The sequence below is a fragment of the Paenibacillus sp. GD4 genome (assembly GCF_030846225.1).
Lineage (GTDB): Bacteria > Bacillota > Bacilli > Paenibacillales > NBRC-103111 > Paenibacillus_G > Paenibacillus_G silviterrae.
On the sequence record NZ_JAVCYK010000001.1, the window covers coordinates 750,389 to 764,272 of the forward strand.

The following is a 13,884-nucleotide window of genomic DNA, read 5'->3' on the forward strand; positions in this document are numbered from 1 at the left end:
ATCGCAATAAATCGTGACTGCCACTGAAATCAACGCAAATGATGCAAAATCAAATCTCCAGAAGCTCTTTGGTCGATTTCGTCAAAATCCGAATGCCCGTTTCGGTGATGATGATGTCATCCTCAATCCTTACGCCTCCGAAGCCCGGAATATAAATCCCCGGCTCGACCGTTACCGCCATCCCCGGCTCTAGGACGATATCTCCCATCATGGACAGCCGCGGCGCTTCATGAACCTCCATCCCGAGACCATGCCCGGTGCCATGACCGAATTTATCTCCGTAGCCGTGCCGCTTGATTACGTCACGCGCAATGGCATCCGCTTCACGGCCTGTCATGCCCGGTCGAATCTTATCGAGAGCTTCCAGCTGCGCCTCCAGCACGATTCTATAAATTTCCCTGTGCTGGTCCGACGCCTTGCCGACAACTACGGTGCGAGTAATGTCGGAGCAGTATCCTTTATAATAAGCTCCGTAATCCAATTTGACAAATTCATTATTGCCAAGCACCCGGTCGCTAGCCTTGCCGTGCGGCAATGCGGAGCGTTCGCCCGAAGCAACGATGGTCTCGAAGGACGTAGAAGCCGCACCATGCCGACGGACGAACATCTCAATCTCCAGAGCGATGTCCTTCTCAACTGCACCCGGCTTCAAAAATCCGAGAATGTGACTAAAGGTCCGATCAGCCAGGTCGGCAGCCTCCTGCATAATCTCGATCTCGCCTGCATCCTTCACCATACGAAGCTTTTCGACGAGGTTGTCCGTTGGAATCAGTTCAATGCCAGACAAGACCTCGCTGATCGAGCGGAATGCACCGTAAGACAGATCATTCTGTTCAAAACCAAGCGCGGTAACCTTCTCCTGTGCCAGCAAATCCTTTACCGTTTCCATGGCCTTCGGAGCATGCTCAATGACCTCAAGACCGATAGCCTGCTGGGGAGCTTGAGTCATATAACGGAAGTCCGTAAGCAAAATCGCGCGGCGATCCGTGATGAGAACATATCCCGCCGAGCCTGTAAAGCCGCTGATATAACGGCGGTTGATATCGCCGGTAACCAATAATGCCTGCAAGCCTTGCTGCTGCATTACCTCGCGTAGACGCCGAATCCGTTCCTGCTGCATATTACCCCTCCGTCCGCTGCATATGCATAACTAATGCCCGTAACCCAAGCTCGTAGCTGTCCGCACCGAATCCGGAGATCTGACCAAGGCCGACCGGAGCAAGCACCGACACATGACGAAATGCCTCCCGCTTATGAATGTTCGAGATATGAACCTCGACAAAGGGAAGACCTACGGCGCTGATCGCATCCCGAATCGCATAGCTGTAATGCGTGAACGCCCCCGGATTCATCACGATTCCGTCCTTACGTCCATGAGCTTCATGGATCTTGTCGATCAGTGCCCCTTCATGATTCGATTGAAAGCACTCGAGCTGAACGCCGAGCTCAGCCGCTAAGTCGGTCATCCGATTCTCTATGTCTTGCAGAGAAGTGGACCCATACACACCCGGCTCCCGCACGCCGAGCATATTCAAGTTAGGTCCATTCAACAATAGTACCTGTTTCAAGAGGAACCTCCTAGGGCTTTGCCGAGCAAAACCGACTTTGTATGGCATAATCTGCACATACCTATCTATTTTACCATAGTTTTCCCCGGTTTGAGAACTTTTTTCTCAACCGAGCCTCGGTTTATGTGTATTTTTCTTGAACGGCTCTCTGACGCGTTCGTCCGTAAATTCCACGGTAATGGTATACCCGATAAACAAACCCCATACCAGGAACAGACATGCATCCGTAATCAGCGTGTTGATTTCAATGATTCCGATCGGCTGATTCATTCCTGTCACCGGTCCCACAAGAAGATAGATCAGACCCCACCAGGCAAGTCCGTAGGTCATGCCAATCCATGGACCCTTCACTTTTCGGAAAAACAGTGCATAGACCAGCGCAGCTGCAACCGAGAAAAGAATGAAGAAGAGCCAGCCCAGCACATATCCTCCCGTACTCATCAGAAACGAGTGCTTAAAGAAAGGCTCCACAAGAAAACCGGGAGACAAGCTGGTAAAATGCAAATAATTCTCAATCATCTTCAGTCCGCCCCAGAAGATCCCTGCAAAAAAGCCGACATAGATGGCAAAGTACCAAGGATTCGTATGCTGCACCGTTTGATCCTGAACCTTCATGATGAACGTATACCCCCTATGAAATCGGATAACGTTAGTATGTGCAAATCTTTGCAGACTAAACGGTAGCTTTATACGCTCCAATTCGATACAATAAGGGGTATATCCCGCCATGCAATCAACAGAAAGTGAAGGTGAAGAATTTGTCGCAGCAGCAGTCAGAGCAATGTGCAATCTATGGCGGCCAAGCCGTTATCGAAGGCGTGATGTTCGCCGGCCAGAAGGTACATGTAACGGCAGTCCGCCGTAAAGATAATTCCATTGAATTTTTCGAGGTGCCCAAGAAGGAAATCGGATGGGTTCAGGCCCTGAAGAAAATTCCCTTTATTCGTGGAATTGTCGGAATTATAGAGGCCAGCGCCAAAGGGGCGCAGCACCTGAACTTCTCCGCGGAAGTTTTCGCCGATGAAGAAGAGGGCGGCAGGTCCGAAAAGCAGGAAACCTTCCAAAGCAAGCTCACGATGATTCTCGGTGTCGCGTTCGTCGGTATTTTGTCCTTCCTGTTCGGTAAATTTGTGTTCACTCTGGTCCCTACAGCCATCGAACAGTTTCTGTTTCAGAACATGTTTGAGAACCAAATCGGCCATAATCTGATCGAAGGACTCATTAAGATTATTCTGCTGGTCGGATATATTTATTTCATCTCGTTAACACCAATGATCAAGCGGTTGTTCCAATACCATGGTGCGGAACACAAAGTGATCAGCGCTTATGAAGCGGGGCTCGAATTAACCGTCGAGAATGTGCAGAAGTTCAATACCCTGCATTACCGGTGCGGCAGCAGCTTTATTGTGTTTACCGTCATCGTCGGGGTTGTGATCTACTCGTTCTTCGAATATAACAGCTTTATCGAGCGCATTATTCAGCGCATTATACTGCTGCCGGTCGTCATTGGAGTTTCCTACGAGGTGCTCCGCTTTACGAATACGCTGCGGGAAGTACCAGTGCTCCGCTTTATGGGGTACCCCGGCCTTTGGCTGCAGCTTCTGACAACGAAGGAGCCTGATGATTCCCAGGTCGAAGTATCGATCGCTTCCTTCAACCGAATGAGAGAGCTTGACCGCCAAGCATAGAACCATCTTCTATAGGAGGACAAGTCATGAGAAGAAAACAACCCATCCTTACGTATGTTGTATTCGGCTTAATAGCGATTGGGATTTTATCCGGCCTGTTTACCAGCCCTTCCAGCTTCTTAATTCCGGTCATTATATTCGGAGCCGTGTTCCTGCTTTATAAATACCCGCCGAACACATGGAAAAAACCCTCCGGCTACGGCACGAGATTCAAAAAGCCGCCGAAACGCAAGAACGCAACCTTCCGCGTCATCAACGGAAGCGGGAACCGGGACAACCAGGATGAACCTCCGAAATACCATTGATTACGAAAAAAGCAGTGGTTCCTATGTGGTGAGCATAGGACTCGCTGCTTTTTTTATTTACATGACCCGCGGTGGGTGAAGCAATTTACGAGTGATCAGATCCATATATTCCTTCTTATAATCCGTCAGCTTCCAACGGTCGAAAAACGACTTGCCGGATTGAAAGCCTGATTCATAAAGCTCCATGCTCTGCTCTTTTGAAATATCAAATTGGGTAATGCTTACGCCCATCGTAGGGATCTTAATCGTACGAAAGCGGTTATGAGCAGCAATATAACGTTCATCATGAGCATCCAGCATGGTGGAAAATAAAGCCCTCATCATGGTAACAGGCCCTGAAATTGTATTCGGTGCCCCAGCGCCCCGGCCAACCAGCTGGAAGCCGATGGTCGGAATCATCCGCTCCAGCGACGGGTTCACGTCCTTATCGAAAATCCACAAAGGAAAGTTACTGAGAAGACCCCCATCCACGATATAGATAAACTGGCTGGCGAAGCTGTCTCCCTTCACTCGGTGGGAAAGCGGCTTGCGAATGATAACCGGGTCGAAAAAATAGGGAATGCTCGTGCTCATACGTACGGCTTTGGCAACGGGGAGAAGCTTGGGGTCAACACCGTACTGGGCAATATCATCCGGGAGCACAAGCAGCTTACGCTGCGAGATGTCCGACGCGATGATGCGCAGCTGACCGGGCTGAAGATCCCCAAACGTACGTATACCCTTGGCGAGCAGCAGCTGGTAAATCCATCTCTCCAAGGCTTCCCCGGAGTATAACCCTTTTTTGATAAACAATCGCGCGAGCGGACCGATAATCTTCGTATCGAACAGTCTGGAACGCTGCAGGAAGGAGCTGAATGGCGTCCCCTCAATGATCTGCCGCATCTCATGCGACTGATATCCCGCCGCAACCAGCGACGCGATGATGGAGCCCGATGACGTCCCCGCCACCTGATGGAATGAAACCCCTCGCTGCTCTGCCGCAGCAACCGCACCTGCAAGCGCAATCCCCTTTACACCGCCGCCCTCGAAAACCGCATTGATCTTCATGTCAGCTTTCCCTCTCCTCCACGCCGGCTTCCGCCGCACACCGTCTCTTTACGTCTTATGAGGGCAAGGTTTGTACTTATGTCTCAGAATATGCCATAACAAAAAAACTCCCGATAAAGGGAGTTCCACAGTAAACATTATGATTCTTCCATTTCCTTCTTCAGCTTCATGAGATCCTCCACGCGTGACGGCTCGCGGCGGAAATACTCGAGCAGCGTTTCAATGCAGGTGATCGAATCCCAGCTCAGGTGATGCTCGATGCCTTCGACATCTTTATAAATGGTATCCTCGGATACTCCGATGATGGTTAAGAACTCCTCGAGCAGCGCATGGCGATCGACCAGCCGTTTCCCCATTTTCTGACCTTTGGAGGTCAGCACGAGCCCGCGATATTTTTCGTAAACCAAGTAATTATCCTTATCCAGCTTCTGGATCATCTTCGTGACGGATGAAGGGTGAACCTCTAAGCCCTCTGCAATATCGGACACACGCGCATAGCCCTTTTCGTCGATGAGCTTGTAAATTTTCTCCAGATAATCTTCCATGCTCGGCGTAGCCATTCGCGTTCCTCCAATGCCGCTGACAAGTCTCTATGTACGTAATGATACCTTTCCTCCCTGCAGTTCGCAAGCCGGATGAGAATACATTTCGCATGATATTCCACGGTTGGCTGCCTGCTGCATGGCATATCCTAAGTCCATTATGAGCGCTACTTACTATACCATAGCCCAAACCACGTAAGCAAGCTTGTCACAGAATAGAGACAATTCGTCAAATCGAAGGAGTGAGCCGTTGTGGCAACCGACCTGCTGGCACCCCCCGCTCGGGGTACACAAGTTTTTATACCGGAGCTCGTTTATTTTGAACCGGACGCCCTGAATTATCCAAAGGGAAAAAAAATTATGGAATGGGCTGAAAAAGAAGGCCTCCCCATTCGTATGACTTCATCGCATAACCGGATTACAAACCTGCCGGGCGACAGCGATTTGGAAAAGTACCGCATCGCGAAACGAACCTTGGTCGTAGGCATTCGGAAAACGCTGAAATTTGACCAATCCAAACCGTCGGCCGAGTATGCCATCCCCGTTGCAACCGGGTGCATGGCGCATTGCCATTATTGCTATCTACAGACGACCCTTGGAGCCAAGCCTTACATCCGGGTTTATGTCAATACGGATGATATTCTAAAACAGGCGAAACAATATATTGAAGAGCGGGCACCGGAAATCACACGTTTCGAAGCTGCTTGTACCTCCGACCCTGTAGGCTTAGAGCATATCTCCGGGTCATTGAAGGAATACATCGAGTTCATGGGACAGGAGCCGCTGGGACGCCTGCGATTTGTTACGAAATTCGCCAATGTTGAGCCGTTATTGGATGCGAAGCACAATGGCCATACCCGGTTCCGCTTCAGTGTCAATGCGGATTACGTCATCAAAAATTTCGAGCCGGCGACCTCCAGCTTTCACGATCGCATCATCGCGGCAGGCAAGGTTGCCAGGGCCGGCTATCCACTGGGATTCATCATAGCTCCGATCATATGGCATGAAGGCTGGGAGGACGGCTACGCCGAGCTGTTGTTTAAATTAAAAGAGGCCCTTCCACCGGAAGCGACCTCCAACTTAACGTTTGAATTGATCCAGCACCGCTTCACCAAAACGGCCAAAAACATCATCATGCAGCGTTATCCCAAAACGAAGCTGGAGATGGATGAGGCGAAGCGCAAATACAAGTGGGGCCGCTGGGGCCAAGGCAAATATGTGTACCAGGACGAGCAGGCGACGGCGCTGCGCGAATTTATCACGGAGCGCATCTTTGAGTCGTTCCCGAACGCGAATATCGACTATTTCACCTGATTAGAATTTCCACCAATCCGGGGTGAGCTCATACAGCCATACGGTGATTCGCGCCATCTGGTCGAAATAAAGCAGCACCGCGATGAGCAGCATGAGACCCCCGCCGATTTTCATCAGCAAGGAGGAGTACTTTAGAATCCACTTGGTCGAGCCGATGAAAAAGGCCAGTACGAAGAATGGAATCGCGAAGCCCAGCGAGTAAGCGGTAATCAGCGGAAGCCAGGCATCCGGGTTGGTTGCGGCAAGCGCGAGCATAGCCGATAAAATCGGGCCGATACATGGCGACCACCCGGCCGCGAAGCCGATTCCAATCAAGACGGAGCCGATGTAACCGGCCGGCTTGTATTTGAATTGCATTTTACGCTCGCGCAAAAGCCATTGCGGTTGAAAAATACCGAGTAGAAACAGTCCCATCACGAAAATAAGGATCGCTGCCAGCTGTCTGAGCAGGTCGCGATATTCCTGAAACGTACTCGCAACGAGCCCCGCCCCGAACCCTAAGCTGTAAAAAATAATGCTGAACCCAAGAATAAAGCATAACGTATGCGTAACGGTTTTCAACCGAATTTCCTTCGCGTTCGCTGCCGTTTGATTCTTCAAGTCACCGACCGATACCCCGGTTATGTAGGATAAATAGGAAGGATATAAAGGCAAGCAGCAAGGAGAAATAAACGAGGCAAACCCGGCCCACAAGGCAATCCACACATTCAGTTCCACGGCCTATTCACCCTCCTGTGATGTACGATATGGTTAAAGCCTCAAGCCTCTTTTAATAAATAAAATCCCGATGAGCATTGCAATAAGCAGCAAAACAACGGTAGCGCCAGGAGCCAGATCCCACACGCCCGCAGCAACCAAGCCTCCGATAACGGCGATTTCCGAGAACAGGATAGCCCAGAAAACGGAATGCTTAAAGCTTCTTGCAATCAGCAGACTGCAGGCGACAGGAATCGTAAGCAGCGAGGAAACAAGCAATGCCCCCAATATCTTAATGGATACGCTTATGACAAGGGCAGTTAGCATCGTAATCATAATATTGTAGAAACGAATCGGAAGCCCGCTCACCTCCGCAGCATCCTCATCGAAAAACATCAGGAACAGCTCCTTGTAGTTCACGGCAATAACGGCGACAACAAGCGTGGTAACACCGGCAACCACCCATAAGTCCGTACTGTCCAGCGTATAAATACTGCCGAAGAAGTAGCTCATGACGTTGATGTTAAAGCCCTTCCCCACCGTGAAAAGAAAGGTCGACAGCGCTACTCCGCCCGACATTATGATAGCTATGGACAGCTCCGCATAGGTTTTGTAAGCCTTGCGCAGCCTCTCAATGGCGAAGGAAGCAAGCAAAGCAAAGATCAGGCCCACACCGATCGGGTAGATGTTGAGCAAAAAACCAAGAGCCACTCCGGCGATCGAGACATGGGCAAGCGTATCCCCTATCATCGATAAGCGCCTTAGGACTAGAAATACCCCCATAAGCGGTGCCGTAAGTCCGATCAATGCCCCGCCCAGCAAGGCACGCTGAAAAAAATACTCTGTGAAAATATCCAACTCCGCTCTCTCCTATTCTATTCCACAGAGCTCGGGACCAGTCCGCTTGTTTCGGACGGCTTCGGCTCCAGCGAATCTCGCAGCTGATGCATGGAATGCGTCAAATTGGTCTCCCGGCAATTTTCCGGTTCATGCGTATGCTTCACATAGAAAGCCAGCTTGCCGCTTTTCTGAATGGGCTGCTCCCCAAGATAAGATTGTATCATATCCATATCATGGGACACCATCAGGAAGGTGATATGATGGTGCTGATGCATATGCCTTATCATCCGGAAAAAATCCGCCTGCGTCTCCGCATCGATCCCTACCGTGGGCTCGTCCAATATAAGCAGCTCCGGGTTATTGATAAGCGCCCTGGCCAAAAACACCCGCTGCTGCTGACCTCCGGAAAGCTGCCCGATTCGGCGATCGGCCAAGTCCTCAATCCGCATGGCATACAGGGCATCGTCACATCGCTGCAAATCCGCCTTCGAGACGCGGCGAAACATGTTCCTTTTGCCGAATAAGCCCGAAGTGACAACCTCGCGAACCGTCGCCGGAAAAAGCGGGTTGAAGGCATTCTTCTGCGGCACATAGCCGATGCGATGCCAATCCTTGAACTGCTGCAGCGGAACGCCGAACAGGCGGATTTCGCCTCGGGCAGGCTTCAAAATGCCGACAATCATTTTGAGCAGGGTCGTCTTCCCCGCCCCGTTCGATCCGATCAAGCCGACAAAATCCCGCTCCAGGATATTGAAATTCAGGTTTTCAATAACAGGCTTGTTTTCATAAGAAAAAAAGACGCCATCGATCGAAACGATCTGCTGATGACATCCGGAATGAGTATGAGAATTCATATGGTAAGCTCCTTACTCCGCATACGGAAGGTCTACCTTCTATTGTAATGCTTTTACTAAATTATTCAAATTGCTTTCCATAATCGACACATAATCCATACCCTGCTTCGCCTGCTCCTCCGTTAAGCCCTCAAGCGGACTAAGCACAAGCGTCTCTACCTTGGCATCCTTCGCCAGTGTCTTCGCCAGCTTATCCGAGACAAGCTCCTCGAAGAATATATACGTTACGTTGTTATCCTTTATGAAGCTGAGAATTTCCTTCATATCTTTTGAAGTTGGTTCAGCATCCGGAGCAAGGCCCATGATCGCTTTCTGGGTCAAACCGTATTCCTTAGCCAAATAACCGAACGATTGATGTGTTACAACGATTTCTTTCTTGCTGGTCTTGCTCAGCTGCTGCTTGAACTTGTCATGCAGCTGGTCCAGCTTGCCGCTCAGCTGCTTGAAGTTGGCTTCGTAATCCGCTTGGTGCGAAGGGTCCGCCTTCACCAGGGCATCCTTGATGTTCTGCGCCAGCTGCTTCGCATTGACCGGAGACAGCCACACATGCGGGTCAAACTCCGCTTCATGCGCGTCTTCCTTATGATTGTGCCCATGGTCATCGGCGTGGCCTTCCTCTTCGATCCCGGGAAGCAGCGTCAGACCTTTACTGGCCTCAACGACCTGCACCTTGGCATCCTTCTCAAGACTGTTTAGCGTATCTCCTACCCAGCCTTCAAAACCCGCACCCAGATAGACGAACACTTCGGCATCCTTCAGCGTCTTAATATCCCGGCCCTTCGGCGTCCATTCATGCGGCTCCACACCGGCCGGTACGAGGTTCACGACATTGACATGCTGCCCGCCGATCTTCGATGCAAAATCGTATAACGGATAAAAGCTGGTTACGATATTGGTTTTCCCCTGTACCAAGGCAGGACGAGCTGCGCCGCAGGCGGATAAGAACATAGCTGCAATCATGATAACAAGTAAAGAAAACATCATATGTCGTTGACGTTTGTAATTCATTTTCATCCTCATTCACTTCCTCATCCATGTAAATCGTAATTTTTATTAACAAGCATGATTATACGTGCGCCTCCTTGGGTTGTCAACAGGGAAAACGGACTTTCAACTGTCGGGATGATCTAACAAAAAACAGCTCGAGACTTCCATTACCAGTAATTGTATCCATATGACCTCTTTGTATAACCCGGCGTTCTGGGCCTCTTAATCTATGAGCAGCACAATTCTGCAAAAATGCAACATTTTCACATGATTTGATTCAAAAGTACGAGGATTTCTGCGAATATTCAACAATCCAGGGCTATTTACCCCTTTTCAGCCATTGCACTCTCTCAAAGATGCACATTCTCACATATCTCGTTCCGAAAATGGCTTGAGATCGTGGATTTCTGCACATTAAGTCAATTTCATAATGATTTTGACTTCAATCGCAAAAAATGAGCTTTGGCAGCGCAAATCTGCTTTGTGAATTCTGCCCATTTAATTTCATAACGTTACAAGGAGCATTATCGGCCCGCTATAAGCGCCGGACGCCCTGTAACGCGATTTTTTCATCTTACAGTGGCAGATAAACACATATTTGGTTCAGTAGGATGATTTCATAACGTTAAAGGAAGCCCCGTTTTTTTGCGCCATCGTGTTGCCCTTGCCATTTGGTAACCTTAACTTCGGAGAATGTGGAGAGGTTACTCCTGCTTTTGTATGCCGATTAAATTTATACAAGGGCTTTCCAATTATGAAATTGACTTCATTAGCAGCATTGCATACCATATCGGATGCGAGACAGCCTTCCTGGCTTCCCGCGAGGCCTCTTCGAAATAAAAAAAGACTGGCTCCAGGCTCTAATCCACCTGAAACCAGTCTAGAAACTAAGCTATTCGACGCGAATCGCTTGCATTTGGGCTTTGATGCAAAGCTCGGCTGCCTTGAAGGCATGCTCTTGGGTCATAGCATTCTCGGTACGGTTGATGCAATCGAGAATCAATTGGCCGAAGTAAGGGTAGCCTACCTGTCCCTTCAGGGAGAAATGCTTCTCGCCTTCCTGATTCACCAGGTACAGCTGATCCCCTTGCGGATCGCGGGCAATATCGATGTACTTGCGGATCTCGATGTAGCCTTCGGTACCGAGAATGATGGTCCGGCCGTCGCCCCAAGTGCCCAGACCGTCCGGTGTCAGCCAGTCTACGCGGAAGTAGAAGGTCGCGCCGTTGTCCGCTACCAAGGTAGCGTCGCCGAAGTCCTCGAGCTCCGGATAGTCTTTGTTATTGTAGTTCGCAATCCGGCTGCTGACGACCTGCGCATCCTTCGCACCGGTGTAGAACAGAAACTGCTCGATCTGATGGCTTCCGATATCACAGAGGATGCCGCCATACTTTTCATGCTGGAAAAACCACTCCGGACGGGACGGCGCGTTCAGCCGATGCGGACCCCAGCCCATAACTTGAACTACGCGGCCGATGGCGCCCTGCTGCACCAGCTGGCCGGCAAAGATCGCGCTCTCCACGTGCAAACGCTCGCTGTAGTAAACCATATACTTGCGACCGGTTTCCTTCACGGTTTGCTTCGCAGCTTCAAGCTGCTCCAGCGTTGTGAAAGGCGTTTTGTCCGTGAAATAGTCCTTGCCCGCCTTCATCACACGAACGCCCAAGGCGCCGCGCTCGTTCGGTACTGCCGCTGCAGCCACGAGCTTGATGGCCGGATTGTTCAGGATTTCCTCCTCCGATGCAGCCGGCTTCGCTTGCGGGAATTTCTTGATGAACGCTTCGACCTTAGCGGGATCGCGGTCATATACGGCAACCAGATCCGCACCGGCTTCAATTAACCCGTTCGTCATTCCATAAATGTGACCGTGGTCCAGCGCGACTGCCGCGAAGGCGAACTCACCCGGCTTTACTACCGGATTCGGCTTCCCCTGCGGTGCATAATTCATTCCGTCTTTCGTTTGCATGAATGATGGCCTCCCCAAATTGGTAAAATCGCATTGTTAACGTGAACAATACTTATTTTACCACAGATCCGTTAGGAATTTCATCAGAAACTGTAGCTAAAGTTAATTGATCTCCTTGCGAAGCGGCCAGAATCATTCCCTGGGACAGCTCCCCGCGAAGCGTCACCGGCTTCAGGTTAGTCACGCAGATGACCTTGCGGCCGACCATTTGCTCTGGGGTGTAGTACTTGGCGATACCGGATACGACCTGGCGCTGCTCGAAGCCAAGATCCAGCTGCAGCTTCAACAGCTTATCGGCCTTCTTCACAGGCTCAGCCGCAATGACCTGCGCTACGCGAAGCTCGACCTTGAAGAAATCATCAATTGAGATTTCCGGAGCTTGCTCGGCCGGAGCCTCAGCAGGCTTCGCAGCCTCCGCCTTCGGCTCGTCTGCCGCCGATACAGCACCGCCGCTCATCGATTCGGCAATGTAGGCGACCTCCTTCTCCACCTCAAGGCGAGGGAACATGACTTCGCCCTTCTCCACTCGCGTGCCGCTTGGGAGCGTACCGAAGCTGTGGATGGTATCCCACGCCGTCAAGGAGCTGTCGCCGATGCCAAGCTGCTGCCACATCTTCTGCGGCGTTCGGGTCAGGAACGGCTGAAGCATGACGGAGGCTATCCGCAAACACTCGGCAAGGCAATAAAGCACGGAGCCGAGCACCGGCCGCTTCGTCTCGTCCTTCACGAGCGACCAAGGCTGCGTCTCGTCGATATATTTGTTCGTTCGGCTGATCAGCTGCCATATGGACGTCAACGCTACGGAGAATTCCAGCTTCTCCATCGCTTCCTCCACCTTAGCCGTAGAAGTACGGACCGTTTCCAGCAGCGCCGCATCAAATTCGGTTGCGCCCTCGATATAGGATGGGATGACCCCGTTATAATACTTATCGATCATCACTACGGTACGGCTCAGCAGGTTGCCGAGGTCGTTCGCGAGATCGAAATTAATCCGTTCTACGAAGCTTTCCGGCGTGAACGTGCCGTCAGAGCCGAACGGGATTTCCCGTAGCAAATAGTACCGAAGCGCATCCAGGCCGTAGCGGTCGATCAGCGTCACCGGATCAACAACATTGCCCTTGGACTTCGACATCTTGCCGTCCTTCATCAGCAGCCAGCCGTGGCTGAATACCTTCTTCGGCAGCGGCTCGCCTAGCGCCATCAGCATACAAGGCCAAATAATCGTGTGGAAACGGACGATCTCCTTGCTCATCAAATGAATATCCGCGGGCCAAAATTGCTCATACAGGCTCCGATCCTCGCTGCCATAGCCCAGAGCGGTAATGTAGTTCGAAAGCGCATCGATCCACACATAGATGACATGCTTCGGATTGCCCGGCACCTTAATGCCCCATTCGAACGTCGTACGGGACACCGCCAAATCCTCCAGCCCGGGCTTGATGAAGTTGTTGATCATTTCGTTACGGCGCGATTCCGGCTGAATGAAATCAGGGTTCTCTTCATAGTATTGGATGAGCCGGTCGGCATATTTCTGCAAACGGAAGAAGTAGCTCTCCTCCTTCACCAGCTCCACAGGGCGTCCGCAGTCCGGACAGTTGCCGTTGTCGAGCTTGTTCTCGAGAAAGAACGATTCGCAAGGCGTACAATACCAGCCTTCGTATTGCCCAAGGTAGATGTCCCCGGACTCCAGCAATCTAGAGAAAATCTTCTCAACCGCCTGCTTGTGCCGCGGCTCCGTCGTACGGATGAAATCGTCATACGATATATCCAGCTTGCTCCACAGCTCCTTGATGCCTGCTACGATGTTGTCTACGAATTGCTGCGGTGTAGTGCCCGCTTCCTTCGCCTTGCGCTCGATCTTCTGGCCGTGCTCATCCGTTCCGGTCAAGTAGCGAACGTTATAGCCGCGAAGCCGCTTGTAACGCGCCATTGCATCCCCGGCTACCGTCGAGTAGGCATGCCCGATATGAAGCTTATCGCTCGGGTAATAAATCGGCGTCGTGATGTAGAAATTGTTCTGTGTCATGTTCAGCTCATCTCCTTCAAATGAAAATACAAAAAAGCCCTCGTCCGCTTG

14 protein-coding genes are annotated in these 13,884 nt (G+C 50.9%); 3 read left to right on the plus strand and 11 right to left on the minus strand.

Features of this window, described 5'->3' with window-relative positions; all coding sequences use genetic code 11:
- Nucleotides 1-49: 49 nt before the first annotated feature.
- The 3 genes from RAC89_RS03550 to RAC89_RS03560 form a co-directional block, all read right to left on the minus strand.
- Nucleotides 50-1,120 carry a M24 family metallopeptidase gene (locus tag RAC89_RS03550; RefSeq protein WP_306611791.1) on the minus strand — a complete coding sequence of 357 codons (1,071 nt, stop codon included), beginning with the start codon at nt 1,118-1,120 and terminating at the stop codon, nt 50-52.
- 1 nt (nt 1,121) lies between these two features.
- Entirely contained in the window at nt 1,122-1,568 is a 447-nt protein-coding gene (aroQ, locus tag RAC89_RS03555) for a type II 3-dehydroquinate dehydratase (RefSeq protein WP_306611793.1), read from the minus strand.
- A 105-nt stretch (nt 1,569-1,673) separates the two neighbouring features.
- Nucleotides 1,674-2,183, minus strand: a complete 510-nt coding sequence (locus tag RAC89_RS03560) for a YqhR family membrane protein (RefSeq protein WP_306611795.1) — start codon at nt 2,181-2,183, stop codon at nt 1,674-1,676.
- Nucleotides 2,184-2,389: 206 nt separating this feature from the next.
- Between RAC89_RS03560 and RAC89_RS03565 the strand changes: the two genes are divergently transcribed.
- Both RAC89_RS03565 and RAC89_RS03570 read left to right on the plus strand, forming a co-directional pair.
- A complete protein-coding gene (locus RAC89_RS03565) occupies nt 2,390-3,256 on the plus strand; it encodes a DUF1385 domain-containing protein (protein ID WP_284644904.1) in 867 nt (288 codons plus the stop codon).
- A gap of 26 nt (nt 3,257-3,282) precedes the next feature.
- Nucleotides 3,283-3,561 (plus strand): hypothetical protein, encoded by a 279-nt coding sequence (locus tag RAC89_RS03570; protein ID WP_306611797.1) that lies wholly within the window; start codon nt 3,283-3,285, stop codon nt 3,559-3,561.
- Nucleotides 3,562-3,618: 57 nt separating this feature from the next.
- On the opposite strand, the gene RAC89_RS03575 is transcribed toward RAC89_RS03570, so the two are convergent.
- On the minus strand, nt 3,619-4,608 hold the full coding sequence (locus RAC89_RS03575) for a patatin-like phospholipase family protein (protein ID WP_306611799.1): 990 nt from the start codon (nt 4,606-4,608) through the stop codon (nt 3,619-3,621).
- Between the two features lie 137 nt (nt 4,609-4,745).
- Nucleotides 4,746-5,168 (minus strand): transcriptional regulator MntR, encoded by a 423-nt coding sequence (gene mntR, locus RAC89_RS03580; protein WP_306611801.1) that lies wholly within the window; start codon nt 5,166-5,168, stop codon nt 4,746-4,748.
- 234 nt (nt 5,169-5,402) lie between these two features.
- Between mntR and splB the strand changes: the two genes are divergently transcribed.
- Nucleotides 5,403-6,464: a spore photoproduct lyase gene (gene splB / locus RAC89_RS03585; protein ID WP_306611803.1), complete on the plus strand. Its 1,062-nt coding sequence runs from the start codon at nt 5,403-5,405 to the stop codon at nt 6,462-6,464.
- On the opposite strand, the gene RAC89_RS03590 is transcribed toward splB, so the two are convergent.
- The 6 genes from RAC89_RS03590 to metG form a co-directional block, all read right to left on the minus strand.
- A complete protein-coding gene (locus RAC89_RS03590; protein WP_306611804.1) occupies nt 6,465-7,181 on the minus strand; it encodes a cytochrome c biogenesis CcdA family protein in 717 nt (238 codons plus the stop codon).
- Nucleotides 7,182-7,214: 33 nt separating this feature from the next.
- Nucleotides 7,215-8,018, minus strand: a complete 804-nt coding sequence (locus RAC89_RS03595; RefSeq protein WP_306611806.1) for a metal ABC transporter permease — start codon at nt 8,016-8,018, stop codon at nt 7,215-7,217.
- A 17-nt stretch (nt 8,019-8,035) separates the two neighbouring features.
- Entirely contained in the window at nt 8,036-8,854 is an 819-nt protein-coding gene (locus tag RAC89_RS03600; protein WP_284640531.1) for a metal ABC transporter ATP-binding protein, read from the minus strand.
- Between the two features lie 39 nt (nt 8,855-8,893).
- Nucleotides 8,894-9,862, minus strand: coding sequence for a metal ABC transporter substrate-binding protein (locus RAC89_RS03605; protein ID WP_373429892.1), 969 nt, complete (start codon nt 9,860-9,862; stop codon nt 8,894-8,896).
- Nucleotides 9,863-10,733: 871 nt separating this feature from the next.
- On the minus strand, nt 10,734-11,807 hold the full coding sequence (locus RAC89_RS03610) for a Gfo/Idh/MocA family protein (RefSeq protein ID WP_306611810.1): 1,074 nt from the start codon (nt 11,805-11,807) through the stop codon (nt 10,734-10,736).
- A gap of 52 nt (nt 11,808-11,859) precedes the next feature.
- Nucleotides 11,860-13,833, minus strand: a complete 1,974-nt coding sequence (metG, locus tag RAC89_RS03615) for a methionine--tRNA ligase (protein WP_306611811.1) — start codon at nt 13,831-13,833, stop codon at nt 11,860-11,862.
- Between the last annotated feature and the right edge of the window lie 51 nt (nt 13,834-13,884).

Bases quoted from the DNA above. Each gene is read 5' to 3' on its own strand.
- RAC89_RS03550 (WP_306611791.1), bottom strand. From the start codon at position 1,120: ATGCAGCAGGAACGGATTCGGCGTCTACGCGAGGTAATGCAGCAGCAA.
- RAC89_RS03560 (WP_306611795.1), bottom strand. From the start codon at position 2,183: ATGAAGGTTCAGGATCAAACGGTGCAGCATACGAATCCTTGGTACTTT.
- RAC89_RS03565 (WP_284644904.1), top strand. From the start codon at position 2,390: ATGTTCGCCGGCCAGAAGGTACATGTAACGGCAGTCCGCCGTAAAGAT.
- RAC89_RS03570 (WP_306611797.1), top strand. From the start codon at position 3,283: ATGAGAAGAAAACAACCCATCCTTACGTATGTTGTATTCGGCTTAATA.
- RAC89_RS03575 (WP_306611799.1), bottom strand. From the start codon at position 4,608: ATGAAGATCAATGCGGTTTTCGAGGGCGGCGGTGTAAAGGGGATTGCG.
- mntR (WP_306611801.1), bottom strand. From the start codon at position 5,168: ATGGCTACGCCGAGCATGGAAGATTATCTGGAGAAAATTTACAAGCTC.
- RAC89_RS03600 (WP_284640531.1), bottom strand. From the start codon at position 8,854: ATGAATTCTCATACTCATTCCGGATGTCATCAGCAGATCGTTTCGATC.
- RAC89_RS03605 (WP_373429892.1), bottom strand. From the start codon at position 9,862: ATGAATTACAAACGTCAACGACATATGATGTTTTCTTTACTTGTTATC.
- RAC89_RS03610 (WP_306611810.1), bottom strand. From the start codon at position 11,807: ATGCAAACGAAAGACGGAATGAATTATGCACCGCAGGGGAAGCCGAAT.
- metG (WP_306611811.1), bottom strand. From the start codon at position 13,833: ATGACACAGAACAATTTCTACATCACGACGCCGATTTATTACCCGAGC.